The 23,511-nt window shown below is 51.8% G+C and carries 21 protein-coding genes and 1 pseudogene; 19 read left to right on the top strand and 3 right to left on the bottom strand.

The genetic code is table 11. The features are described from left to right. Positions 1-107 precede the first annotated feature (107 nt). The 4 genes from lolB (at position 108) to dauA (ending at position 4,602) form a co-directional block, all read left to right on the top strand. A complete protein-coding gene (lolB, locus tag ABVM99_RS16235; protein WP_000174484.1) occupies positions 108-731 on the top strand; it encodes a lipoprotein insertase outer membrane protein LolB in 624 nt (207 codons plus the stop codon). After that, positions 728-1,579 carry a 4-(cytidine 5'-diphospho)-2-C-methyl-D-erythritol kinase gene (gene ispE / locus ABVM99_RS16230; protein ID WP_000988260.1) on the top strand — a complete coding sequence of 284 codons (852 nt, stop codon included), beginning with the start codon at positions 728-730 and terminating at the stop codon, positions 1,577-1,579. Before lolB ends, ispE begins: the two co-directional genes overlap by 4 nt. Before the next feature lie 265 nt (positions 1,580-1,844). Further along, a complete protein-coding gene (prs, locus tag ABVM99_RS16225; RefSeq protein WP_001518537.1) occupies positions 1,845-2,792 on the top strand; it encodes a ribose-phosphate diphosphokinase in 948 nt (315 codons plus the stop codon). 124 nt (positions 2,793-2,916) lie between these two features. Next, positions 2,917-4,602 carry a C4-dicarboxylic acid transporter DauA gene (dauA, locus tag ABVM99_RS16220; RefSeq protein ID WP_001037182.1) on the top strand — a complete coding sequence of 562 codons (1,686 nt, stop codon included), beginning with the start codon at positions 2,917-2,919 and terminating at the stop codon, positions 4,600-4,602. Between the two features lie 44 nt (positions 4,603-4,646). On the opposite strand, the gene ychH is transcribed toward dauA, so the two are convergent. After that, positions 4,647-4,925: a stress-induced protein YchH gene (ychH, locus tag ABVM99_RS16215; RefSeq protein ID WP_000823879.1), complete on the bottom strand. Its 279-nt coding sequence runs from the start codon at positions 4,923-4,925 to the stop codon at positions 4,647-4,649. A gap of 275 nt (positions 4,926-5,200) precedes the next feature. Between ychH and pth the strand changes: the two genes are divergently transcribed. The 4 genes from pth (at position 5,201) to ABVM99_RS16195 (ending at position 8,857) form a co-directional block, all read left to right on the top strand. Next, positions 5,201-5,785, top strand: a complete 585-nt coding sequence (gene pth, locus ABVM99_RS16210; RefSeq protein ID WP_000985595.1) for an aminoacyl-tRNA hydrolase — start codon at positions 5,201-5,203, stop codon at positions 5,783-5,785. A gap of 116 nt (positions 5,786-5,901) precedes the next feature. Continuing rightward, a complete protein-coding gene (gene ychF / locus ABVM99_RS16205) occupies positions 5,902-6,993 on the top strand; it encodes a redox-regulated ATPase YchF (RefSeq protein ID WP_023194866.1) in 1,092 nt (363 codons plus the stop codon). A gap of 749 nt (positions 6,994-7,742) precedes the next feature. Next, positions 7,743-8,363: a hypothetical protein gene (locus ABVM99_RS16200; protein WP_024145449.1), complete on the top strand. Its 621-nt coding sequence runs from the start codon at positions 7,743-7,745 to the stop codon at positions 8,361-8,363. A gap of 38 nt (positions 8,364-8,401) precedes the next feature. After that, the gene (locus tag ABVM99_RS16195; RefSeq protein WP_023194867.1) at positions 8,402-8,857 is read left to right on the top strand and encodes a hypothetical protein; all 456 of its coding nucleotides are present in this window, start codon (positions 8,402-8,404) and stop codon (positions 8,855-8,857) included. Between the two features lie 475 nt (positions 8,858-9,332). Here the strand turns inward: ABVM99_RS16195 and ABVM99_RS16190 are convergent. Further along, positions 9,333-10,598, bottom strand: a pseudogene (locus ABVM99_RS16190) (DUF4427 domain-containing protein). Positions 10,599-11,092: 494 nt separating this feature from the next. Between ABVM99_RS16190 and hyaA the strand changes: the two are divergent. The 11 genes from hyaA to ABVM99_RS16135 all read left to right on the top strand — a co-directional run bounded on the left by hyaA (position 11,093) and on the right by ABVM99_RS16135 (position 23,047). Further along, positions 11,093-12,211 carry a hydrogenase 1 small subunit gene (hyaA, locus tag ABVM99_RS16185; protein ID WP_001058312.1) on the top strand — a complete coding sequence of 373 codons (1,119 nt, stop codon included), beginning with the start codon at positions 11,093-11,095 and terminating at the stop codon, positions 12,209-12,211. Next, positions 12,208-14,001 (top strand): Ni/Fe-hydrogenase large subunit, encoded by a 1,794-nt coding sequence (hyaB, locus tag ABVM99_RS16180; protein WP_000070982.1) that lies wholly within the window; start codon positions 12,208-12,210, stop codon positions 13,999-14,001. Before hyaA ends, hyaB begins: the two co-directional genes overlap by 4 nt. A gap of 18 nt (positions 14,002-14,019) precedes the next feature. Then, positions 14,020-14,751, top strand: a complete 732-nt coding sequence (gene hyaC / locus ABVM99_RS16175; RefSeq protein ID WP_000147031.1) for a Ni/Fe-hydrogenase b-type cytochrome subunit — start codon at positions 14,020-14,022, stop codon at positions 14,749-14,751. Then, entirely contained in the window at positions 14,748-15,344 is a 597-nt protein-coding gene (gene hyaD, locus ABVM99_RS16170) for a hydrogenase 1 maturation protease (protein WP_000993806.1), read from the top strand. The genes hyaC and hyaD overlap by 4 nt, the downstream gene beginning before the upstream one ends. After that, on the top strand, positions 15,334-15,738 hold the full coding sequence (gene hyaE, locus ABVM99_RS16165) for a hydrogenase-1 operon protein HyaE (protein WP_023195197.1): 405 nt from the start codon (positions 15,334-15,336) through the stop codon (positions 15,736-15,738). Before hyaD ends, hyaE begins: the two co-directional genes overlap by 11 nt. Next, the gene (locus ABVM99_RS16160; RefSeq protein WP_023195196.1) at positions 15,735-16,583 is read left to right on the top strand and encodes a hydrogenase expression/formation protein; all 849 of its coding nucleotides are present in this window, start codon (positions 15,735-15,737) and stop codon (positions 16,581-16,583) included. Before hyaE ends, ABVM99_RS16160 begins: the two co-directional genes overlap by 4 nt. A 74-nt stretch (positions 16,584-16,657) precedes the next feature. Next, positions 16,658-18,202 carry a cytochrome bd-II oxidase subunit 1 gene (gene appC, locus ABVM99_RS16155; RefSeq protein ID WP_000263601.1) on the top strand — a complete coding sequence of 515 codons (1,545 nt, stop codon included), beginning with the start codon at positions 16,658-16,660 and terminating at the stop codon, positions 18,200-18,202. 11 nt (positions 18,203-18,213) lie between these two features. After that, positions 18,214-19,350 (top strand): cytochrome d ubiquinol oxidase subunit II, encoded by a 1,137-nt coding sequence (gene appB, locus ABVM99_RS16150; RefSeq protein WP_023195195.1) that lies wholly within the window; start codon positions 18,214-18,216, stop codon positions 19,348-19,350. Positions 19,351-19,362: 12 nt separating this feature from the next. Then, a complete protein-coding gene (gene cbdX / locus ABVM99_RS16145) occupies positions 19,363-19,452 on the top strand; it encodes a cytochrome bd-II oxidase subunit CbdX (protein ID WP_000270301.1) in 90 nt (29 codons plus the stop codon). A 394-nt stretch (positions 19,453-19,846) separates the two neighbouring features. Next, on the top strand, positions 19,847-21,121 hold the full coding sequence (locus tag ABVM99_RS16140) for a Glu/Leu/Phe/Val dehydrogenase (protein WP_001526439.1): 1,275 nt from the start codon (positions 19,847-19,849) through the stop codon (positions 21,119-21,121). A gap of 213 nt (positions 21,122-21,334) precedes the next feature. Continuing rightward, on the top strand, positions 21,335-23,047 hold the full coding sequence (locus ABVM99_RS16135) for an alpha,alpha-trehalase (RefSeq protein ID WP_052938258.1): 1,713 nt from the start codon (positions 21,335-21,337) through the stop codon (positions 23,045-23,047). Positions 23,048-23,109: 62 nt separating this feature from the next. Here the strand turns inward: ABVM99_RS16135 and ABVM99_RS16130 are convergent, their stop codons facing one another. Beyond that, positions 23,110-23,364, bottom strand: a complete 255-nt coding sequence (locus tag ABVM99_RS16130) for a GlsB/YeaQ/YmgE family stress response membrane protein (protein ID WP_000511323.1) — start codon at positions 23,362-23,364, stop codon at positions 23,110-23,112. Between the last annotated feature and the right edge of the window lie 147 nt (positions 23,365-23,511).

Raw genomic sequence — 23,511 nt, 5'->3', positions numbered from 1 at the left:
AATCGTGGCGCGAACGTTTTTACAGCCTGCAGGTTCAGTTTTCAGGCCTGATAAGCGTAACGCCATCAGGCAATTATTGCACCGTATCACAAGGATTCGTCATCACTATGACCCTGCCCGATTTTCGCCTGATTCGTCTACTGCCGTTAGCAAGCCTGGTTCTCACCGCCTGTACGCTTCCTGGGCATAAAGGCCCGGGCAAGAGCCCGGATTCCCCTCAGTGGCGCCAGCATCAGCAAGAGGTGCGTCATCTGAATCAATACCAGACGCGCGGCGCCTTTGCTTACATCTCAGATGATCAGAAAGTCTATGCGCGCTTCTTCTGGCAACAGACCGGACAGGATCGCTACCGCCTGCTGCTTACCAACCCGCTGGGCAGCACCGAGCTGGAGCTTAACGCCCAGCCGGGCAACGTTCAGCTGGTGGATAACAAAGGCCAGCGTTATACCGCCGATGACGCCGAAGAGATGATCGGCAAACTCACCGGGATGCCGATTCCGTTAAACAGCCTGCGGCAGTGGATCCTCGGTCTGCCTGGCGATGCCACCGACTACAAACTGGACGACCAGTATCGTCTGAGCGAAGTGAACTATCGCCAGGATGGTAAAAACTGGAAAGTGGTTTACGGTGGCTATGACAGCAAAACGCAGCCTGCCATGCCTGCCAATATGGAGCTTTCAGACGGCAGTCAGCGCATTAAGCTGAAAATGGATAACTGGATTGTGAAATGATGACCCATTGGCCTTCTCCGGCAAAATTAAACCTGTTTTTATATATCACCGGACAGCGTGCAGACGGCTATCACACGCTGCAGACGCTGTTTCAGTTTCTGGATTATGGCGACACACTCCACATCGAACCGCGTCGCGATGGCGAAATCCATTTATTAACGCCGGTTACCGGCGTTGAAAATGAAGACAATCTGATCGTCCGCGCCGCGCGGCTGTTGATGAAAGTCGCCTCGGAGAGTGGACGCCTGCCCGCCGGAAGCGGCGCGGATATCAGCATTGAGAAGCGCCTTCCCATGGGCGGCGGTCTGGGCGGCGGCTCGTCTAACGCCGCGACCGTTCTGGTGGCGCTCAATCATCTTTGGCAATGCGGGCTTTCCATTGATGAACTGGCGACGCTCGGCCTGACGCTCGGCGCCGACGTCCCGGTCTTTGTTCGTGGCCACGCCGCGTTTGCCGAAGGCGTAGGCGAAATATTAACGCCGGTGAATCCGCCGGAAAAATGGTATCTGGTCGCGCACCCTGGCGTAAGCATTCCGACGCCGGTTATCTTTAAAGATCCTCAATTGCCGCGTAATACGCCAAAAAGGTCAATAGATACGTTACTAAAATGTGAATTCAGCAATGATTGCGAGGTTATCGCAAGAAAACGTTTTCGCGAGGTTGATGCGGCGCTTTCCTGGCTGTTAGAATACGCGCCGTCGCGCCTGACTGGGACAGGGGCCTGTGTCTTTGCTGAATTCGATACAGAGTCTTGTGCTCGCCAGGTGCTTGAGCAAGCCCCGGAATGGCTCAATGCTTTTGTGGCGAAGGGTGTCAACCTCTCCCCATTGCATCGAGAGTTACTCTAACGCATTCGGGTTTCAGGAAGATGGCGAAATGACGAGTCGCCGGTCATATATGCCGTATTTGACCGGTGTGAGGCATAGATACCAGCGCACATGAAACGTGAATGAAGACGAGTAAGCCGGGCAAGCTGAGCTTCGGTGACAACGTCACCTTGTTCCAGACGTTGCATCGCGCTCTTTAATACACCGCCTGGATAGGATTTTGCCTGGCCCGCACAGTTTTCGGCAGATTCTTTCCACCAATGGACGCATGCCTGAGGTTCTTCTCGTGCCTGATATGAAGCTTTTTGCTGGTAACGCCACCCCGGAACTAGCACAACGTATTGCCAACCGCCTGTACACTTCTCTCGGCGACGCCGCCGTAGGTCGCTTTAGCGACGGCGAAGTCAGCGTACAAATCAACGAAAATGTACGCGGTGGTGATATTTTCATCATCCAGTCCACTTGTGCCCCAACCAACGACAACCTGATGGAATTGGTCGTTATGGTTGATGCCCTGCGTCGTGCTTCCGCAGGTCGTATCACCGCCGTTATCCCCTACTTTGGCTATGCACGTCAGGACCGTCGCGTACGTTCCGCCCGTGTGCCGATTACCGCAAAAGTTGTCGCTGACTTCCTGTCCAGCGTCGGCGTTGACCGCGTTCTCACCGTAGATCTGCATGCTGAACAGATCCAGGGCTTCTTTGACGTTCCGGTTGATAACGTGTTCGGTAGCCCAATCCTGCTCGAAGATATGCTGCAACTGAATCTGGATAACCCGATCGTGGTTTCCCCGGATATTGGCGGCGTGGTTCGTGCCCGCGCTATCGCTAAGCTGCTGAACGATACCGATATGGCTATCATTGATAAACGTCGTCCGCGCGCGAACGTTTCTCAGGTGATGCACATCATCGGCGACGTCGCTGGCCGTGACTGCGTGCTGGTTGATGATATGATCGATACCGGCGGGACTCTGTGCAAAGCAGCAGAAGCATTGAAAGAACGTGGCGCTAAACGCGTGTTTGCCTACGCGACGCACCCGATCTTCTCAGGCAATGCGGCAAACAACCTGCGCAACTCCGTCATTGATGAAGTCGTTGTCTGCGACACCATTCCGCTGACCGACGAAATCAAAGCGCTGCCGAACGTGCGTACTTTGACCCTGTCAGGTATGCTGGCCGAAGCGATTCGCCGTATCAGCAACGAAGAATCGATTTCCGCCATGTTCGAGCATTGATCGAACCCGGATCTGAAACCCGCTGCGGCGGGTTTTTTTGTCTGTAACACCCTTTTGTATGACTTATGCCTCCTTCACCTGCCATTTAGTTGACAGATGATGCGCTCATGGATGAAACATTATTGTGAACAAATTATTTTCCTCACATGTGATGCCTTTCCGCGCTCTCATCGATGCTTGCTGGAAAGAAAAATATACCGCCTCCCGGTTCACCCGTGATGTGATAGCCGGGATCACCGTCGGGATTATTGCTATCCCGCTGGCGATGGCGCTGGCAATTGGCAGTGGCGTTGCGCCGCAGTATGGCCTCTATACCTCCGCTGTCGCCGGGATCGTGATCGCGCTAACCGGCGGCTCGCGCTTTAGCGTTTCCGGCCCTACCGCCGCGTTTGTGGTGATTTTGTATCCGGTGTCGCAACAGTTTGGTCTGGCGGGCCTACTGGTCGCCACGCTGATGTCGGGCTTCTTCCTGATCCTTTTCGGCCTGGCGAGACTGGGGCGATTGATTGAATATATCCCGGTGTCGGTCACGTTGGGTTTTACCTCAGGGATTGGTATTACCATCGGTACCATGCAGATTAAAGATTTTCTTGGTCTGCAGATGGCCCATGTGCCAGAGCACTATTTGCAGAAAGTCGGCGCGCTGTTTATGGCGTTGCCCACCGTCAATATTGGCGATGCCGCCATTGGCGTGGTAACGCTGGGAACGTTGATTTTCTGGCCGCGTCTCGGTATTCGTCTGCCAGGACATCTTCCCGCGCTGCTGGCCGGTTGCGCCGTGATGGGGATCGTTAATCTGCTGGGCGGCAATGTGGCGACTATCGGCTCACAGTTCCATTACGTTCTGGCTGACGGCACTCAGGGCAACGGCATCCCGCAGCTCCTGCCGCAACTGATGCTGCCGTGGAGTCTTCCTGGCTCCGATTTCACGCTAAGCTGGGATTCACTGCGCGCGCTGCTGCCAGCGGCCTTCTCGATGGCAATGCTGGGGGCAATCGAATCATTGCTCTGCGCCGTCGTGCTGGACGGCATGACCGGCACCAAACATAAAGCTAACAGCGAACTTATCGGCCAGGGGCTGGGGAATATGGTCGCGCCGTTCTTTGGCGGCATCACCGCCACCGCCGCGATTGCCCGCTCTGCCGCCAACGTCCGCGCTGGCGCGACCTCTCCCATCTCGGCGGTAATTCACGCTATCCTGGTCATTCTGGCGCTACTGGTCTTGGCCCCGCTACTCTCCTGGCTGCCGCTTTCCGCGATGGCGGCGCTACTGCTGATGGTGGCATGGAATATGAGTGAAGCCCATAAAGTGGTGGATCTGTTACGCCATGCGCCGAAAGACGACATTATCGTTATGCTGCTGTGCATGTCATTAACGGTTCTGTTTGATATGGTCATCGCCATCAGCGTGGGGATTGTCCTTGCTTCCCTGCTGTTTATGCGCCGTATTGCGCGTATGACTCGACTTGCGCCGGTCAATGTCGATGTGCCTGAAGATGTGCTGGTGCTGCGTGTTATCGGTCCACTCTTTTTCGCCGCGGCGGAAGGGCTGTTTACCGACCTTGAGTCACGTATTAAGGGCAAACGTATCGTCGTTCTGAAATGGGACGCAGTACCAGTGCTGGATGCAGGCGGGCTTGATGCTTTTCAGCGTTTTGTGAAGCGTCTGCCGGAGGGTTGCGAATTGCGTATCAGTAACCTGGAGTTCCAACCGCTGCGCACAATGGCGCGTGCCGGTATCAAACCTATTCCTGGGCGTCTGACCTTCTTCCCGAACAGGACGGAGGCGTTAGCGGATTTACTCAGTTAATGGACAATGCCCGGTGGCGATAACGCTTACCGGGCCTGAACCGGTTAGCTATGACGACGATTGTCGCTACGGCGGCAACGTTTGTCATAGTGACGTACCCACCAATATTTGTCGCTCACCTGCTCATGCCCCCCTACACGAGCCCCCGCCAGCCAAAGAACTGCACCGACAAAAATGCTCAGTATTGCGCCATGCGCAAAAAATTGCGGCAAATTAAACTGCGGCAGTTGGTTTAAAATAGAGTAACCCACGCCGACAACCATCACGACCAGCCCCAACCCCATCAGCACGTTACCGAATAACGAAGCGTTTTTGCGTTTCATATGTCACCTCCGGAACTTTTGGGTTGTTTTTAGGAAATCCCCCTAAACTTTATGTGTAAAGTATAGACAACACTTCCGTTTGTAAGTGCGGTTGCGATCACAAATGTAAAGTTTCATTTAACAAAACTTTACAAATAACACACTGAACAGTTTACATTTTTAATAATCAATACTGGCAATTATTTAATTTACTTCAGAGTGTCGCTGTGTTTTGTCAAGCGGGCAGACAGACAGTAAACTACGCGCCAGTTATGGATCTACTCAGGACAAAAAACGTGGCAATTAAATTGATTGTTGGTCTGGCGAATCCCGGTGCGGAATATGCCGCGACGCGACACAATGCAGGCGCATGGTACGTCGATTTACTGGCGGAGCGCCTGCGCGCGCCGTTGCGTGAAGAGCCTAAATTCTTTGGCTATACCTCACGCATCACGCTGGAAGGGGAAGATGTTCGCCTGCTGGTACCCACCACGTTCATGAACCTCAGTGGTAAAGCAGTTGGCGCAATGGCCAGTTTTTACCGTATTCAGCCGGACGAAATTCTGGTCGCTCACGACGAGCTGGATCTCCCTCCGGGCGTGGCGAAATTTAAACTTGGCGGCGGCCACGGCGGCCACAATGGTCTGAAAGACATTATCAGCAAGCTGGGCAATAATCCCAACTTTCACCGCTTACGCGTTGGAATTGGCCATCCAGGCGATAAAAATAAAGTTGTTGGTTTCGTGCTGGGTAAACCCCCTGTTTCTGAACAAAAATTAATTGATGAGGCCATTGACGAAGCGGCACGCTGTACGGAATTGTGGTTCAAAGAGGGTCTGGCCAAAGCAACAAGCCGTTTGCATACCTTTAAGGCGCAATAACCAGTGATGTGCGGCATTTTTGCCGCACGCCGTGTATAATAGGCGAAGTTATTTCCATTTCTGCAATCTGTTTTCTATAACAGATTGATTATTAAGATATTAAGGTGAGTTAAATCATGGGATTCAAATGCGGTATCGTCGGTCTGCCCAACGTCGGGAAATCCACCCTGTTCAACGCGCTGACAAAAGCCGGTATTGAAGCGGCAAACTTTCCGTTCTGCACTATCGAACCGAATACCGGTGTCGTGCCGATGCCCGATCCGCGTCTGGACCAGTTGGCTGAGATTGTTAAACCGCAACGCATTCTACCAACCACGATGGAGTTCGTGGATATCGCCGGTCTGGTAAAAGGCGCATCCAAAGGCGAAGGGTTGGGTAACCAGTTCCTGACCAATATCCGTGAAACCGAAGCTATCGGTCACGTGGTTCGCTGCTTTGAGAACGACAATATCATCCACGTGGCGGGTAAAGTAAATCCGGCAGAAGATATTGATGTTATCAATACCGAACTGGCGCTGGCTGACCTCGATACCTGCGAGCGCGCTATCCATCGCGTACAGAAGAAAGCCAAAGGCGGCGATAAAGACGCCAAAGCGGAACTGGCCGCGCTGGAAAAATGCCTGCCGCACCTGGCCGAAGCGGGGATGCTGCGTTCGCTGGACCTGACGGACGAAGATAAAGCGGCTATCCGTTATTTAAGCTTCCTGACGCTGAAGCCGACAATGTATATCGCTAACGTCAATGAAGACGGTTTTGAAAATAACCCGTATCTGGACCAGGTTCGCGAAATCGCCTCGAAAGAAGGTTCGGTCGTGGTTCCGGTGTGTGCCGCCGTCGAAGCTGATATTGCTGAGCTGGATGATGACGAGCGCGACGAATTTATGGCTGAACTGGGTCTGGAAGAGCCGGGGCTGAACCGCGTTATTCGCGCGGGTTATCGCCTGCTGAACCTCCAGACCTACTTTACCGCCGGGGTGAAAGAAGTTCGCGCATGGACCATTCCGGTTGGCGCAACCGCGCCGCAGGCAGCAGGTAAAATCCATACCGACTTCGAAAAAGGCTTTATCCGCGCCCAAACTATCGCCTTTGACGACTTTATTACCTATAAAGGTGAACAAGGCGCGAAAGAAGCCGGTAAGATGCGAGCGGAAGGCAAAGATTACATCGTTAAAGATGGCGATATAATGAACTTCCTGTTCAACGTCTAATTAGTTTCTGTTGTCTCATGCGATCTCAGCGAATCGCATGAAGACTGGAAAACCCCATAAAATCCACGCACTTGCGTGGATTTTTCTTTTCACAATGTCTCAACTCATCTCGTAACAACGCTGTCAAAAATGAGTACAACATTCTTCCATCTTCATTTTAAGTAAGTACAAGAACGGTATAATAAATAAACAAGGCCCCGTTATGCTCACCGATACGCACTGCCAGGGCCATAGTGTGAATGTTGTTTCGTCTAAAGTTTTGACTCTATGCCAACTAAAAGCTTTTTAGAAAGGTATAGATACCGTATGGCCTGTTTGGGTTAACTCATATCACAGTATCGTACATAGCCTAAGATCTTGTTCAGGCGTTCCCCCTACACTCACCACCGAGGATCTTAGGCCAACTGCATGAACTACAAAATTATAATCATTTTGCAATTCTGAAACTAAATATAATTTGCGATTGCTCTGCCATTAATTTAATACGCATAATGAATGAATAAAAAATCATTAAAATCGTAGACTGTAATACTCCAGAATCGCGTGAAGGAATTCATATTAAAATATTGAGATGATTTTTTAACAAAGAATCAACTCTGTTTGCTCTGTGACTATAGAGAAATACCGAAAGTTTTATTTTAGATCAAATCCAACCGGCTGGACGCACTATCATCAATTTTAGATTGACATTCATTAATAATAGTAGAATAGTGACCATAGAAATTTCGGTAGATATACAGGATGATGCCGTGGATAGTTTTATTTCTAATTTAATCATTTTCTTATTTATTGCCTTTTTGATAACGTTTTTTATATTCACACAAAGAATAAAAGCTAAAGCAATAGATAAAATTGACAATAGTTTGACGCTTTACAGCATTATCTTTAACAAGGGCGTTCAGGACCATGTCACATCTCCTCAGAATATCATATCACATTTAAAAATCGATCGTTTTTACCCGTTGGTCACTTACCTCCCTGCAATCCCACTCTTTTGTCTTGTTTTATATTGTCTGGAAGGCTTGTCATTAGCAATATTAACAATTTCTATCATTGCATTACTTTCATTTGCTGCATTGGGTCTTACAATGTCACTTGATATATATGAAAACGCTATTGTTCATAATACGTTGTTAAGGAAAAGAGTCTTTTTATTTAGCCAACTTGACTCTATTGATGAAAAAATAGACTATGATGGTGTTCCAAACACAAAAGAAGAAGCGCTAATGTATCCAAGATATTATGCCATAGTAAAAAATGGGCGAGTCATCTTTTGCATACCGAAAACACTTAGCAATTACTCCAACTTCAAAAAAAATTTCAATGAATCGTCTATTTTTATAAAAGAAATAATAGGCAACGAATATTAACCAGATAATTAACCCATTATTTATCAGGAAGGTATAAAATGTTTCAGAATTCAGGCGAAGTGATTATGTACTTCGGTTGTTTTTTATTTTCCTTACCATTTGTTCTTGTTTTAATTAGAAAAGTGCTTTTTTTTGTGGGGCTACCATATAATTTCCTTCATAGCCACAAAGCAGGTGTCTCTTTTGGATTGCTACTTATATATGGACTTATCATCGCATACATAGGGCAGTCGTATAAAGACAGGATCTGCAATGATGTGATGCTTTCTTATTATGAACAAGGTATAAATTATTCTGAGCTAACGCCATCGCAGAGGATAAATATATTATATGCGAGTATTCATATGCCTATAGATTTCAAAAAAGGTAACGATGTCTCTAAATACTTACCTGCGTTAGAAAAATACACATACCAATCAAAAATATATAAACATAAATCAATAGAAAAGGCCAAAGAAGAGACAAATCAATTTATGAAAACATTCACACAATAATTATACATACTGCATACCAAGCCACAAGTGCGGTAAACACATCGACCTTTGGTGTACATTAACACTAAGAGCCTATCCCACCAGGCGTTATTGGCGCAGCCAGTTTGGACACGGACAGCGCGCAAAAACCGGAGCGTACACGTAGTACGTGAGGTTTGACTCGCTACGCTCGCCCTTCGGGCCGCCGCTAGCGGCGTTCAAAACGCTAACGCGTTTTGGCGAGCACTGCCCAGGTCCAAAATGGCAAGTAAAATAGCCCTAATGGGATAGGCTCTAAGCGTCAATCCCTCTTACACAGTTATAGCAGCGCACCAGGTACAATGCATTGATACTTAAAGACTGGTGTAAAAATTCATAATTGGAAACATCGAAGATTCGGAGTTTTCGTCAGAGATCGGGCCAGGGTCAATCTGGCCGGGATCTCAAAAATGCATAGAACTAAAACGAGTCTATTTACAGTAAGTTCTTTTCTTAATTACCAGTCGACATTCACTGTATGATTATAAAAAGGATGCTGGTCCTTTAGCGGCGTCTCATAACTTGGGATCGCATCATAATGATCTTTTCCCTGAACGGAGTACCCTCCCGCCTCGATATTAAAACGATGTTTCAGCCATCCCGCAACATGACTTGCGAAAGCTTCTTTTCTTCTTAATGGCCAATCAACAGAAGCCAAATTAACATCTAATAAGTACCGCCCTTCTTTATTAACGTTGATCATTCCAGCCTGCAGTAACGCCCGTACCACCTGGGATTGGTTATCATGAATCCAGACCCAGGCATTTCCAAATTCCATTGCATAGCTATCATTTAGAAAATCTTTTTTTGAGTATAATTCATTTACATAATCATTGATAGAATCAGCATAATTTTTTACTTTAGATGCAGATAAATCAAAAAAAGATTCAAATCCGAAAGTATTATCATTAATACAAGTCAGTAACGCGCCCGGTTCCGAGAGCTGGGTCCATGATTGTAAACTCTCTACAGCTATAATGAATTTGAAAGTATTTCTTCCAATGATACCCCGATCAATTAAAGTTAAAATATCGTGAGCTACGGTAGGAATATCTTCTACAAATGGGACAATTATTCCCGCACCACTTATTTCGCTTGATTTAAAATCAAACCCTGGGGTGCTTTCAATGTTTTCCGGAATACCATACTCTTTAATATGATTAAGGAAATTTTTAATATCGCCACGATATGGCTATCGCCATTCGCGTTCATGTGTCCAGTCAATCTTACCTGGAACATAAGTAACATATCTATATTGTTCAATCAAAGGAAGAGCCGTTTCATCAAGAATACGTTCCCCGTTTCTGCCTTGCGAGCATCGAGCATTGTTATGCTCATCCAACCCATATATGACTGGCCTTGCCCCATAATTAAACATTTGCTCTTTAGGTAAAACGATTGCATATAAACCGATTTTTTCATTTCGTTCTAATCGGCGAACACCAGTTTCTAAATAAGCTGCAATCGGCATATCTGTAAAGCATACCACCGGGGAGTCACCATATACGGTTCGTTGCCCATTTCGGTATGACCAGGACGAGAAAATTTTATGACTGCGTAAAGATAATCGAAGTAAATATTTAGCATCAATGAAACATGCGTGGTGCTGATTATTAAAACCACAGTGTTCAGGCAAATAAATATGGCTACCGGTCTCTAAATCAACGTCCCGAAAAAAATGAATCAAATAATCGGATAAGTCAAATCTGATGTTATTTTTCATGGGGCGCCCTCTTTCAAATGGTCTCTTTTTTGCATTCCTTTAAAACCAGCACCATCATTTTATATAAAAATCATCACGAAGTATGCTTCTTTTAACGATGACATCAAACCCTCCCTCCTTTTGCGTCAACTTACGTATCCCTGAAATGGCGAGACCAGGCTAAATCTACCCGAGGTTGCTCACTGAAAACCTCATCCTGGAACAAGCTCAACCGTCCTTCCCCGCCACGGCCCTTTCGCCGAAAAACCGATAATGGGTATAAATATACCGCTATAAGCTATACCCACACACTTCACATTGTTTCTTATCGTTAATCCGATACGCTTTTTTTACATTATTTCTGGCGATATACGCCGGTGCAAAGTGAATCGGGCTCGTTTCCGCGCTCGCGCGTAACCCAATGATTTGCCTTGCTGGCGGAACGTCAACGGACCCGCAAAAGCGCCTTATGCCCCTGGCGGAGCGTGGTGCAAAAAGGAGAAAAAATACGCGTTATGAATAACGAGGAGACCTTTTATCAAGCCATGCGTCGTAAGGGAGTGACCCGACGCAGCTTTCTCAAATTCTGTAGCCTTGCCGCCACATCGCTGGGACTGGGCGCCGGAATGACGCCAAAGATCGCCTGGGCGCTGGAGAATAAACCGCGGATTCCGGTGGTCTGGATTCATGGACTGGAATGCACCTGCTGTACCGAATCCTTTATCCGTTCCTCGCACCCGCTAGCCAAAGATGTGATCCTCTCGCTGATTTCCCTCGATTATGACGACACCCTGATGGCCGCCGCCGGCGCACAGGCCGAAGAAGTCTTTGACGATATTACCACTCGCTACGCCGGGAAATACATTCTGGCGGTGGAAGGCAATCCGCCGTTAGGAGAACAAGGGATGTTCTGTATCAGCGGCGGCCGCCCGTTTATTGAAAAACTGAAGAAAGCCGCCGCGGGCGCCAGCGCTATTATCGCCTGGGGAAACTGCGCCTCCTGGGGTTGCGTCCAGGCCGCCCGCCCCAATCCAACCCAGGCAACGCCTATCGATAAAGTGATCACCGACAAGCCGATCGTGAAAGTCCCTGGATGTCCGCCAATCCCGGATGTCATGAGCGCCATTATCACCTATATGGTGACGTTTGATCGTCTGCCGGAACTCGATCGCATGGGCCGTCCACTGATGTTCTACGGTCAGCGTATCCACGATAAATGCTACCGTCGCGCCCATTTTGACGCCGGTGAATTTGTCGAGAGCTGGGATGATGACGCCGCCCGCAAGGGATACTGTCTGTACAAGATGGGCTGTAAAGGGCCAACCACCTATAACGCCTGCTCCTCCACTCGCTGGAATGACGGCGTCTCCTTTCCTATCCAGTCCGGTCACGGATGTCTGGGATGTTCAGAAAATGGTTTCTGGGATCGCGGCTCGTTTTATAGCCGCGTGGTGGATATTCCCCAGATGGGTACCCATTCAACCGCCGATACGGTGGGGCTGACCGCGCTGGGCGTGGTCGCGGCGGGCGTTGGCGGTCACGCTGTCGCCAGCGCGCTCAACCAACGTAAACGCCACAAACAACAGTTAGCGCAAGCCGAACAACAGCCGGACAATGAGGATAAACAGGCATGAGTAACCAGTATCAAACCCAGGGTTATACCGTTAACGACGCCGGCCGTCGTCTGATCGTGGACCCGATTACCCGCATCGAAGGGCATATGCGCTGCGAAGTGAACATTGATGAGCAAAACGTCATTACCAATGCCGTTTCCTGCGGCACGATGTTCCGCGGGCTGGAGATCATTCTGCAAGGCCGTGACCCGCGTGACGCCTGGGCGTTTGTTGAACGTATTTGTGGTGTATGTACCGGGGTACATGCTCTGGCATCGGTGTACGCTATCGAAGATGCGATTGGTATCCAGGTGCCGGATAACGCCAATATTATACGTAACATCATGCTGGCTACGTTGTGGTGTCACGATCATCTGGTCCATTTTTATCAGTTAGCCGGTATGGACTGGATTGATGTTCTGAATGCGCTGAAAGCCGATCCGCGCGCCACCTCGCAGTTGGCGCAAAGCCTTTCCGCCTGGCCGATGTCATCGCCGGGCTACTTCTTTGACGTACAAAATCGATTGAAGAAATTTGTCGATGGCGGCCAGCTTGGGATATTCCGTAACGGCTATTGGGGACATCCACAGTACAAACTGTCGCCAGAGGCTAATCTGATGGGTTTTGCCCACTATCTTGAAGCCCTCGACTTCCAGCGAGAGATCGTCAAAATCCATACCATATTTGGCGGTAAGAACCCCCATCCTAACTGGATCGTCGGCGGGATGCCGTGCGCGATCAATCTCGATCAAAGCGGCGCGGTTGGGGCTATCAATATGGAGCGCCTCAACCTGGTGCAGTCGATCATCACCCGCACCGCCGACTTCATTAACAACGTGATGGTTCCGGACGCGCTGGCTATCGGCCAGTTCAATAAAGCATGGAGTCAAATTGGCACCGGTCTGTCGGATAAATGCGTGCTGAGCTACGGCGCATTTCCGGACATTGCCAACGACTTCAGCCAGCAAAGCCTGTTAATGCCGGGTGGCGCGGTGGTCAATGGCGATTTTAAAAATGTCATGCCGGTAGATTTGGCCGATCCGCAGCAGATACAGGAGTTTGTGGATCACGCCTGGTACCGCTATCCGGACGATCGGCTGGGGCGTCATCCTTTTGACGGCATTACCGATCCCTGGTACAACCCGGGTGATGTCAAAGGCAGCGATACGCATATCCAGCAGCTCAACGAGCAGGAACGTTACTCCTGGATTAAAGCGCCGCGCTGGCGGGGTCATGCCATGGAAGTCGGCCCGCTTGCCCGAACGCTTATCGCGTACCACAAAGGGGATGCCGCCACTATAGAGTCGGTAGATCGCATGATGTCCGCCCTTAAACTGCCGCTCTCCGGTATCCAGTCTACGCTTGGCCGTATTTTATGCCGCGCGCACGAAGCGCAATGGGCCGTCGGTAAGCTGCAGTATTTTTTCGACAGGCTTATGACCAACCTGAAAAACGGCGACCTGGCCACCGCCAATACCGAGAAATGGGAACCGGCCAGTTGGCCGCAGCACTGCCGCGGCATCGGTTTTACCGAAGCGCCTCGCGGAGCGTTGGGACACTGGGCGTCAATACGCGATCAGAAGATTGAACTCTATCAGTGCGTGGTTCCCACCACCTGGAACGCCAGCCCGCGCGATCCTAAAAAACAGATCGGCGCCTATGAAGCGGCATTGATGGGAACGCAAATGGCGATTCCCGACCAACCGTTAGAAATCCTGAGGACGCTGCACAGCTTCGACCCCTGCCTCGCCTGTTCAACCCACGTGCTCGGCGACGACGGCAGCGAACTGATTGCCGTCCAGGTACGCTAAGCGTTAAGGAAAAGAACGATGACTGGAAAGCTATCTCCACGCGTCGGGGAGGCGCGTGATACTGCCGTCAGCCACTATGTGTTTGAAGCGCCGGTACGCCTGTGGCACTGGCTAACGGTGGCCTGCATGTTGGTACTGATGGTAACAGGCTACTTCATTGGCCGACCGCTGCCGTCGGTGAGTGGCGAGGCGACCTATCTGTTTTACATGGGCTATATCCGGCTGATCCACTTTGCCGCCGCGATGATCTTTACCGTGTTACTGCTGGGGCGAATTTATTGGGCCTGTGTCGGCAACCGCTATTCGCGAGAGCTGTTTATCGTCCCGGTCTGGCGTCGCAGTTGGTGGCAAGGCGCTTTCTCCGTGGTCCGCTGGTATCTGTTTCTGGAGAAAAAACCGGGGAGCGACATCGGACATAACCCTGTCGCGCAGGCCGCGATGTTCGGCTATTTCCTGTTATCGGTATTTATGATCCTCACCGGTTTCGCTCTGTTTGGCGAGCATAGCCAGTACGCCATCTTTGCGCCGTTCCGCTATGTAGTTGAATTTTTCTACTGGACCGGCGGCAACTCCATCGATATTCACAGTTGGCACCGACTGGGCATGTGGCTGATCGCCGCCTTCATCGTCGGGCACGTTTACCTCGCTATCCGGGAAGACATTATGTCCGACGATACGGTGATCTCCACCATGATCAATGGCTATCGCAGCCACAAATTCCCCAAACCGCACGACAAGGAGCCCTCATGAATGCGCAACGCGTAGTGGTGATGGGGTTAGGAAACCTGCTGTGGGCCGATGAAGGATTCGGTATCCGGGTCGCGGAGCGTTTGTATGCCCGATATCACTGGCCTGAAGAGGTGGAAATTGTGGACGGCGGTACGCAAGGGCTAAACCTGTTAGGTTATGTAGAGCAAGCCAGCCATCTCCTGCTCCTTGACGCGATCGATTACGGCCTGGCGCCGGGCAGCCTGCGAACCTATGCCGGCGAGAAAATCCCCGCGTATCTCAGCGCCAAAAAAATGAGTCTGCATCAAAACAGTTTTTCCGAAGTTCTGGCGCTGGCCGACATCCGCGGGCATCTGCCCTGTCACATAGCGCTGGTCGGTCTGCAACCGGCGCAACTGGACGACTATGGCGGTAGCCTGAGCGAAATAGCTCGCGACCAGCTACCGGCGGCGGAACAGGCCGCCCTGGCGCAACTGGCCGCCTGGGGGATCGTACCGCAGGCAAACGAGGTCGCACGCTGCCTGAACTATAAATGCCTGTCGATGGAAAATTATGAGGGAGTGCGCATACGTCAGTATCAGACACGTCTGGAGGGCAAAAGAAGTGGCGAATGACACCCCGTTCTCTGCGCTATGGCAACGCCTGTTAACCCGTGGATGGCAACCGGTAGAGGCTTCCATGGTAGACGACTGGATCAAACGGGTTGGAGATGGCGTCATCCTGTTAAGTAGCGATCCGCGGCGTACGCCGGAAGTCAGCGATAACCCGGTGATGATCGCCGAACTCCTGCGTGAGTTCCCGCAGTTTGACTGGCAGGTGGCGGTGGCCGACCTTGAACAAAGCGAAGCTATCGGCGATCGTTTTAATGTGCGTCGGTTTCCGGCGACGTTGGTTTTTACAGACGGCGAGCTACGCGGCGCGCTCAGCGGCATTCATCCCTGGGCTGAACTGCTCACGCTGATGCGTTCGATGGTTGACACTCCCGCAGCGCAGGAGACAGCACAATGAGCAACGCCTTTTTTCATCTGCTGGGGCCAGGTACGCAGCCTGATGACGCCAGTTTCTCGATGAATCCCTTACCGCTCACCTGTCAGGTCAATGGCGACCCAAGTATGGCGACGCTGGAGCGCTGCGCTCACAGCCCGGCGGTGATGGCATTGTTGACCGATCTGCGAGGTCAGCTTGCCCGGCGCATTCCGGAAGTCGGCGACGTGCTGGGATGGGAGTTATCTCCCCTGAATGCCGATGATCTCTCATTCCTCAATACGTTATTGGGCGAAGGCGAAGTCTCGGTACGCATTCAGCATCCGGACGGGAGTGAAAGCGAGATCCAGGAGACCATCTTCTGCGGCCTGTGGCGGGTACGCCATCTGCATAACCGACGTCTGCTGACGGATCGTCTGGAAGCGGGTAGCGCGCCCCTGGCATTATGGCAAGCGGCGACTGCCGATACGCTGCCTGACGACTCTCTGCTGCCTCCGCCTGTCGCTGGCCTGATGAATGGACTGCCGCTGGCCCATGAGTTATTGGCGCACGTACGCGATCCGGCGTTGCAACCTCACAGCATCAATTTGACCCAACTGCCGCTCAGCGAGGCCGATCGTCTTTTTCTGGCGCGTTTATGTGGACACGGGAATATTCAGATTCGCATCTCCGGGTATGGCGAAAGCCAAATCAACGCCACAGCATTGCGCCATCTCTGGCATGTGCGCTGTCTGGACGCCCTTAAAGGGCCGTTGCTCGATAGCTATGAGATTTGTCCTTTGCCGGAGCTGGTACTGGCGGCCCCGGAAGATCTGGCCGATTCGCGCCAGCGCCTGGATGAAGTCTGCCGATGGCTGGAGACGCGCTAGCGCTCTCAACAGGAACGTCACCGGAGTCCGGTACTGATTAGCTTTTTACTCTCTTTCTGCCTACAGGAGTTAGCATGTGGGATGTCATTGACTTATCGCGCTGGCAGTTTGCGCTGACCGCGCTGTATCACTTTTTATTTGTTCCTCTTACGCTTGGGCTGATTTTTTTGCTGGCCGTCATGGAGACGATCTATGTGGTGACGGGGAAAACCGTCTACCGCGATATGACGCGTTTCTGGGGCAAGCTCTTCGGGATCAATTTTGCTCTCGGTGTGGCTACCGGCCTGACCATGGAGTTTCAGTTCGGGACTAACTGGTCGCTCTATTCCAACTATGTGGGCGATATTTTCGGCGCGCCGCTGGCGATGGAAGCGTTACTGGCCTTCTTTCTCGAATCCACTTTTGTCGGCCTGTTCTTTTTCGGCTGGCAGCGGCTGAATAAATACCAACACCTGCTGGTCACCTGGCTGGTGGCCTTCGGCTCCAATATTTCAGCATTATGGATTCTGAATGCCAATGGCTGGATGCAGCATCCTACCGGCGCTCATTTCAACATCGATACATTACGGATGGAAATGAGCAGCTTCAGCGATCTGGTCTTTAACCCGGTGAGCCAGGTGAAATTCGTCCATACCGTCATGTCCGGTTATGTCACCGGCGCCATGTTTATTATGTCCATTAGCGCCTGGTATCTGCTACGTGGCCGCGAGCGTGAAGTGGCCTTGCGCTCGTTTGCTATCGGCTCAGTATTCGGCACCCTGGCCATTCTGGGAACCCTGCAACTGGGGGACAGTTCGGCCTACGAGGTCGCCCAAATTCAGCCGGTGAAACTGGCGGCGATGGAAGGCGAATGGCAAACCGAACCCGCGCCCGCGCCGTTTCATCTGATTGCCTGGCCGCAGCAGGAACAGGAGCGTAATGCGTTTGCCGTGAAGATCCCCGCTCTGCTGGGTATTCTGGCCACCCATTCGCTGGATACGCCGGTTCCGGGGTTAAAAAACCTGATGGACGACACTCTGCCGCGCCTGAAGCGTGGCCGGGAGGCCTGGCTACTCATGCAGGAGATAGCGCAAGGCAATCGCTCGCCGCAGGTACTGAATGCGTTTCACGCCGTTGAGGGCGATCTGGGGTACGGCATTCTGCTGGCGAAATATGCCCCGGATATGAACCATGTGACGCCGGAGCAGTATCGTGCGGCCCAGCGTGGCGCTATTCCTCAGGTGGCGCCGGTGTTCTGGAGTTTCCGTATTATGGTCGGCTGCGGTTCGCTGCTGTTAGTGGTGATGTTGATTGCGTTGATACAGACGCTGCGAATGCGTATCGACCAGCACCGCTGGGTATTGCGTATGACGCTCTGGAGCCTGCCGTTACCGTGGATTGCCATTGAAGCCGGTTGGTTTATGACGGAGTTTGGCCGTCAGCCCTGGGCGATTCAGGACATTCTGCCGACCTGGTACGCTCACTCCGCGCTGACGCCGGGCCAGTTGGCCTTCTCAATGGGACTTATCCTCGGACTTTACACCCTGTTTTTAATCGCGGAAGTCTATCTGATGCAGAAGTACGCGCGTCTTGGGCCAAGCGCCATGCAACATCAACAACAAGCGCAACAACAGGGATAAAGGAGACAATCATGTTGGATTATGAAACGTTGCGGTTCATTTGGTGGCTGCTGATCGGCGTTATCCTGGTGGCATTTATGGTAACTGACGGGTTTGATATGGGTGTCGGTTGCCTGCTCCCGCTGATAGCGCGCAACGATGACGAACGCCGGGTATTGATCAATAGCGTCGGCGCCCACTGGGAAGGAAACCAGGTATGGTTGATTCTCGCGGGCGGGGCATTATTCGCCGCCTGGCCACGGGTCTATGCCGCCGCGTTTTCCGGTTTTTATGTGGCGATGATCCTGGTGCTGTGTGCCCTCTTCTTTCGCCCGCTGGCCTTTGATTATCGGGGTAAAATCGCCAATGCCCGCTGGCGCGCGCTGTGGGATACCGGTCTGGTTATCGGCAGCCTGGTGCCCCCAGTCGTATTCGGCATCGCGTTCGGCAACCTGTTTTTAGGCGTGCCGTTTGCCTTCACGCCGCAGCTTCATGTTGACTATTTTGGCACCTTCTGGCAGTTACTCTCGCCCTTTGCCCTACTGTGTGGATTATTGAGTCTGTCGTTGGTGATTATGCAAGGAGGCGTCTGGTTACAGTTGAAAACGGAGGGCGTTATTCGTCAACGGGCTCTGTCGGCCACCCGCCACAGCGCGCTGCTGATCGTGATCTGCTTCCTGCTGGCCGGTTACTGGCTGTGGGCCGGCGTTGATGGCTTTGTCTTACTCACGCAAGATGCCAACGGCCCTTCCAATCCGCTCTTAAAAGGCGTGGCGATACTCCCTGGCGCATGGATGAACCACTTTATACGCTCGCCGCTACTGCTCATCATCCCGTTGCTCGGTATGATCCTGCCGATTCTGGCTTTCTATGCCTGCCTTCGCGGTCAGACTATTCGTGGATCTCTGTTCGCTTCCCTGACCCAGGCCTGCGTCATCTTTACCGCCGGCATAACGCTATTTCCTTTTGTGATGCCGTCGAGTGTTAGTCCTCTCTCCAGCCTGACGGTGTGGGACAGCACCTCCAGCCAGATGACGCTCGAAATCATGCTGGTGATTGTGCTGATTTTTCTGCCGATCGTACTGCTCTATACGCTGTGGAGCTATTACAAAATGTTGGGGCGTATCAACCTGGAGACCCTCCGCCGCAACGATCATGAACTTTATTAGGGAGCGAGAGCGATGTGGTATTTACTGTGGTTTGTCGGCATTCTGCTGATGTGCTCACTGTCGACGCTGGCGCTGGTGTGGCTTGAGTCGCGTCAACAATAAAGAGGTAAACCGGGGTCAGCGCCGTCTGACTCCGGTTATTTTTATCTTTTTACGCGCCTGGCGAAGACGTTTCCCCACCGACAGGACGACATAACATTGATACATGTCGTTATCATAATTTTTACTTTTAGAGGTGCGTCATAATTATGACAAATAGCCGCCTTGCACATATCACGCATATTTAAGCAATTAATTGCATAATTAGCGACATATCACCTCTTATAGCGGATAGTTAACCACTTCCCATCCAAAATCATAACGAAAATCCAACTGCCTGCCATTTTTGATCTGAGTTAATTGTTTAAAAAAGTGTTAAATTTATCGCTACATGGTGTGATCTACTATGTACCACGGTCAATTAAAGAACATATTACTTTTATCACTAAGGTTTATCATGGATAAGTTATCTTACGCTTCAGATAGCAGCACATCTGCCTGGAATACCTACCTGCAACAAATCGAGCGTGTGGCCCCTTATCTGGGCGAGTTATCCCCCTGGGTGGATACTCTGCGCCACCCAAAACGCGCTCTGATCGTCGATATTCCGGTACAAATGGATGATGGCACTATTCGTCATTTCGAAGGATATCGCGTGCAGCACAACCTCTCCCGAGGTCCGGGTAAAGGCGGTGTTCGCTACCATCCTGACGTTGATCTCAATGAAGTGATGGCCCTGTCAGCATGGATGACCATCAAATGTGCCGCGCTGAATCTGCCATACGGCGGCGCCAAAGGCGGCATCCGCGTCGATCCGTTCTCGCTGTCGGAAGGTGAACTGGAGCGTTTGACCCGCCGCTATACCAGCGAGATCGGCATTATCATCGGGCCGCAGAAAGATATTCCTGCGCCGGATGTCGGCACCAACGGTAAAGTGATGGCCTGGATGATGGATACGTATTCCATGAATCATGGCACGACGGTCACTGGCGTCGTCACCGGTAAGCCTATCCATCTTGGCGGTTCGCTGGGCCGTGAAAAAGCGACGGGGCGCGGCGTTTTCGTCAGCGGGCTGGAAGCCGCACGTCGGGCGAATATTGCTGTTGAAGGCGCTCGCGTTGCGGTTCAGGGTTTTGGTAACGTCGGCAGCGAAGCCGCGCGTCTGTTTGCAGGCGCTGGCGCCCGTGTCGTGGCGATTCAGGATCATACCGCGACCCTGTTTAACGCCACCGGTATTGACATGAAGGCGCTCACGGCATGGCAGACAGAACACAAACAGATAGCCGGTTTCCCGGGCGCGGAAACTATCGCCAGCGATGCGTTCTGGCGTCTGGAGATGGATATTCTGATCCCGGCGGCGCTTGAAGGTCAGATAACTCGTCAGCGCGCGGAAGCCCTGACGTGTAAGCTGGTGCTGGAAGGGGCTAACGGCCCGACCTATCCGGATGCTGATGATGTTCTGGCCAGCCGTGGTATCCTTGTGGTGCCTGACGTGGTCTGTAACGCAGGCGGCGTAACCGTCAGCTACTTCGAATGGGTACAAGATATGGCCAGCTTCTTCTGGAGCGAAGAAGAGATCAACGCGCGCATGGACAAAATCATGACCGACGCGATTGTCCATGTCTGGGAGAAAGCGGCTGAGAAATCCTGTTCTCTGCGCACCGCAGCCTATATTGTCGCCTGTGAGCGCATTCTGTTGGCCCGTAAAGATCGCGGTATCTATCCGGGTTAAGGCTACAAGTTATTGCGCTAAAATCCACGTCCCGGCGTGGATTTTTTGTCTGTATACCCCGTTTTCCACGCGCGCGCCGATAAATTCTGTCTCAATAAAATGTCTGTTTGTTCGCAAAATAGCGGTTCAATCACGCGTATCTGGTCATCGTAGACTAAGGTTTTGTCATGGTAAATGCCGTTGGCTTTGGCTCACCGCTAAGGAGATAACTTGATGATACCCCCAGAGATTCGCCGTTCTGTTCTACTGCAGAAAGCCATAAAACTGGCGCTGGCAGGGACGCTGCTGACGTTTGCATCGTTTTCGGCGACTGCCGCAGACCCGTCTTCCGACACTGAAACTCCGCAGCCGCCGGATATTTTGCTTGGCCCGCTCTTTAATGATGTCCAGAATGCAAAACTCTTCCCCGATCAGAAAACCTTTGCTGACGCCATACCTAATAGCGATCCGCTCATGATTCTTGCGGATTATCGTATGCAGCGGAACCAGTCCGGCTTCGATTTGCGTCATTTTGTTGATGTTAACTTCACCCTGCCGAAAGCGGGTGAAAAATATGTCCCGCCTGCCGGGCAGTCATTGCGTGAACATATTGATGGCCTGTGGCCGGTGCTGACCCGTTCAACTAAAAACGTCGAAAAGTGGGACTCGCTCTTGCCGTTGCCTGAATCCTATGTCGTGCCGGGTGGGCGATTCAGAGAGATTTACTACTGGGACAGCTACTTTACGATGCTGGGGCTGGCGGAAAGCGGGCACTGGGATAAGGTGGCGGATATGGTGGCGAACTTTGGTTACGAAATTGACGCCTGGGGGCATATTCCCAACGGCAACCGTACCTACTACCTGAGTCGTTCGCAGCCGCCTTTCTTTGCGTTTATGGTTGAGTTACTGGCGGAACATGAAGGTGACGATGCGCTGAAAGAATACCTGCCGCAACTGCAAAAAGAGTACGCCTACTGGATGGAGGGCGTTGAGACATTGCAGCCAGGGCAACAAAACCAACGCGTCGTCAAACTGGAGGACGGCAGCGTTCTCAACCGCTACTGGGACGATCGGGATACGCCCCGCCCTGAATCCTGGGTTGAAGATATCGCTACCGCCAAAAGCAACCCCAACCGCCCGGCAACGGAGATCTATCGAGACCTCCGCTCTGCCGCCGCCTCCGGCTGGGATTTCAGCTCCCGCTGGATGGATAATCCGCAGCAGCTCAGTACCATTCGTACCACCACGATTGTCCCTGTCGATCTTAACGCTCTGCTGTATCAGCTGGAGAAAACCCTCGCCCGCGCCAGCGCTGCGGCGGGCGATCGGGCCAAAGCCTCGCAATATGACGCGCTGGCCAACGCGCGGCAAAAAGCCATTGAAATGCATCTGTGGAATAACAAAGAGGGTTGGTATGCCGACTACGATCTGCAGAACAATAAAATCCGTGACCAACTCACCGCTGCCGCGCTGTTCCCGCTCTATGTAAACGCCGCCGCGAAAGATCGCGCCGCGAAAGTGGCGGCGGCGGCCCAGGCGCATCTGCTACAGCCTGGCGGGCTGGCTACCACCTCGGTTAAAAGCGGACAGCAGTGGGATGCGCCAAATGGCTGGGCGCCGTTACAATGGGTCGCTGCCGAAGGATTGCAAAATTATGGGCAGGATGACGTGGCAATGGAAGTCACCTGGCGCTTTTTAACCAATGTGCAGCACACCTACGATCGCGAGAAAAAACTGGTCGAAAAATATGACGTCAGCAGTACCGGAACCGGCGGTGGCGGCGGCGAATATCCCCTTCAGGACGGCTTTGGCTGGACCAACGGCGTGACGCTGAAAATGCTCGATCTGATTTGTTCGCAGGAAAAACCGTGCGATAGCGTACCGTCTACTCGTCCGGCATCGTTAAGCGCAACGCCGACAAAAACGCCGTCTGCAGCGACGCAGTAACGCGTGTTTATAGTAGGTTGACCCGGCGCTGACCGGGTCAACGCTTAAACGTTTTGCAGCGGTTAACCGCGTCGCAGAAGGCGGAAAATCACCAGCACCACGATCGCGCCCACCACGGCGACCAGGAAACTGTGCAGATTAAAGCCGCTGATACTGCCGCCAATACCAAACATCGTCGCCAGCCATCCGCCAACGACCGCCCCGACGATACCGAGAATACAGGTCAGGATAAATCCCCCGCCATCGCGCCCCGGCATAAGCAATTTGGCGATAACGCCGGCAATCAAACCAAAAACAATCCAGGCGATAATTCCCATTTGCGAACCCTCTTTCCAGTAAAAACGTTTTAAGTATAGGCAAAGTCGAGCGTCGCATTTCTGAACACTGATTTATCTCGCGGACATAAAAATTTATTTATCGCTATTAAGTTCTTTCTACCGATGCCGATAACCCAACGATAGTCT

It is taken from the genome of Salmonella sp. SJTUF15591 (assembly GCF_043356435.1).
Taxonomy (GTDB): domain Bacteria; phylum Pseudomonadota; class Gammaproteobacteria; order Enterobacterales; family Enterobacteriaceae; genus Salmonella; species Salmonella enterica.
This window is presented reverse-complemented; position numbering and strand designations above follow the sequence as displayed.

Excerpts from the sequence above, each read along its gene's own strand:
- lolB (WP_000174484.1), top strand. The coding sequence starts at position 108 with ATGACCCTGCCCGATTTTCGCCTGATTCGTCTACTGCCGTTAGCAAGC.
- ispE (WP_000988260.1), top strand. The coding sequence starts at position 728 with ATGATGACCCATTGGCCTTCTCCGGCAAAATTAAACCTGTTTTTATAT.
- ychH (WP_000823879.1), bottom strand. The coding sequence starts at position 4,925 with ATGAAACGCAAAAACGCTTCGTTATTCGGTAACGTGCTGATGGGGTTG.
- ychF (WP_023194866.1), top strand. The coding sequence starts at position 5,902 with ATGGGATTCAAATGCGGTATCGTCGGTCTGCCCAACGTCGGGAAATCC.
- ABVM99_RS16195 (WP_023194867.1), top strand. The coding sequence starts at position 8,402 with ATGTTTCAGAATTCAGGCGAAGTGATTATGTACTTCGGTTGTTTTTTA.
- hyaA (WP_001058312.1), top strand. The coding sequence starts at position 11,093 with ATGAATAACGAGGAGACCTTTTATCAAGCCATGCGTCGTAAGGGAGTG.
- hyaB (WP_000070982.1), top strand. The coding sequence starts at position 12,208 with ATGAGTAACCAGTATCAAACCCAGGGTTATACCGTTAACGACGCCGGC.
- hyaC (WP_000147031.1), top strand. The coding sequence starts at position 14,020 with ATGACTGGAAAGCTATCTCCACGCGTCGGGGAGGCGCGTGATACTGCC.
- hyaD (WP_000993806.1), top strand. The coding sequence starts at position 14,748 with ATGAATGCGCAACGCGTAGTGGTGATGGGGTTAGGAAACCTGCTGTGG.
- ABVM99_RS16160 (WP_023195196.1), top strand. The coding sequence starts at position 15,735 with ATGAGCAACGCCTTTTTTCATCTGCTGGGGCCAGGTACGCAGCCTGAT.
- appC (WP_000263601.1), top strand. The coding sequence starts at position 16,658 with ATGTGGGATGTCATTGACTTATCGCGCTGGCAGTTTGCGCTGACCGCG.
- appB (WP_023195195.1), top strand. The coding sequence starts at position 18,214 with ATGTTGGATTATGAAACGTTGCGGTTCATTTGGTGGCTGCTGATCGGC.
- cbdX (WP_000270301.1), top strand. The coding sequence starts at position 19,363 with ATGTGGTATTTACTGTGGTTTGTCGGCATTCTGCTGATGTGCTCACTG.
- ABVM99_RS16140 (WP_001526439.1), top strand. The coding sequence starts at position 19,847 with ATGGATAAGTTATCTTACGCTTCAGATAGCAGCACATCTGCCTGGAAT.
- ABVM99_RS16135 (WP_052938258.1), top strand. The coding sequence starts at position 21,335 with ATGATACCCCCAGAGATTCGCCGTTCTGTTCTACTGCAGAAAGCCATA.
- ABVM99_RS16130 (WP_000511323.1), bottom strand. The coding sequence starts at position 23,364 with ATGGGAATTATCGCCTGGATTGTTTTTGGTTTGATTGCCGGCGTTATC.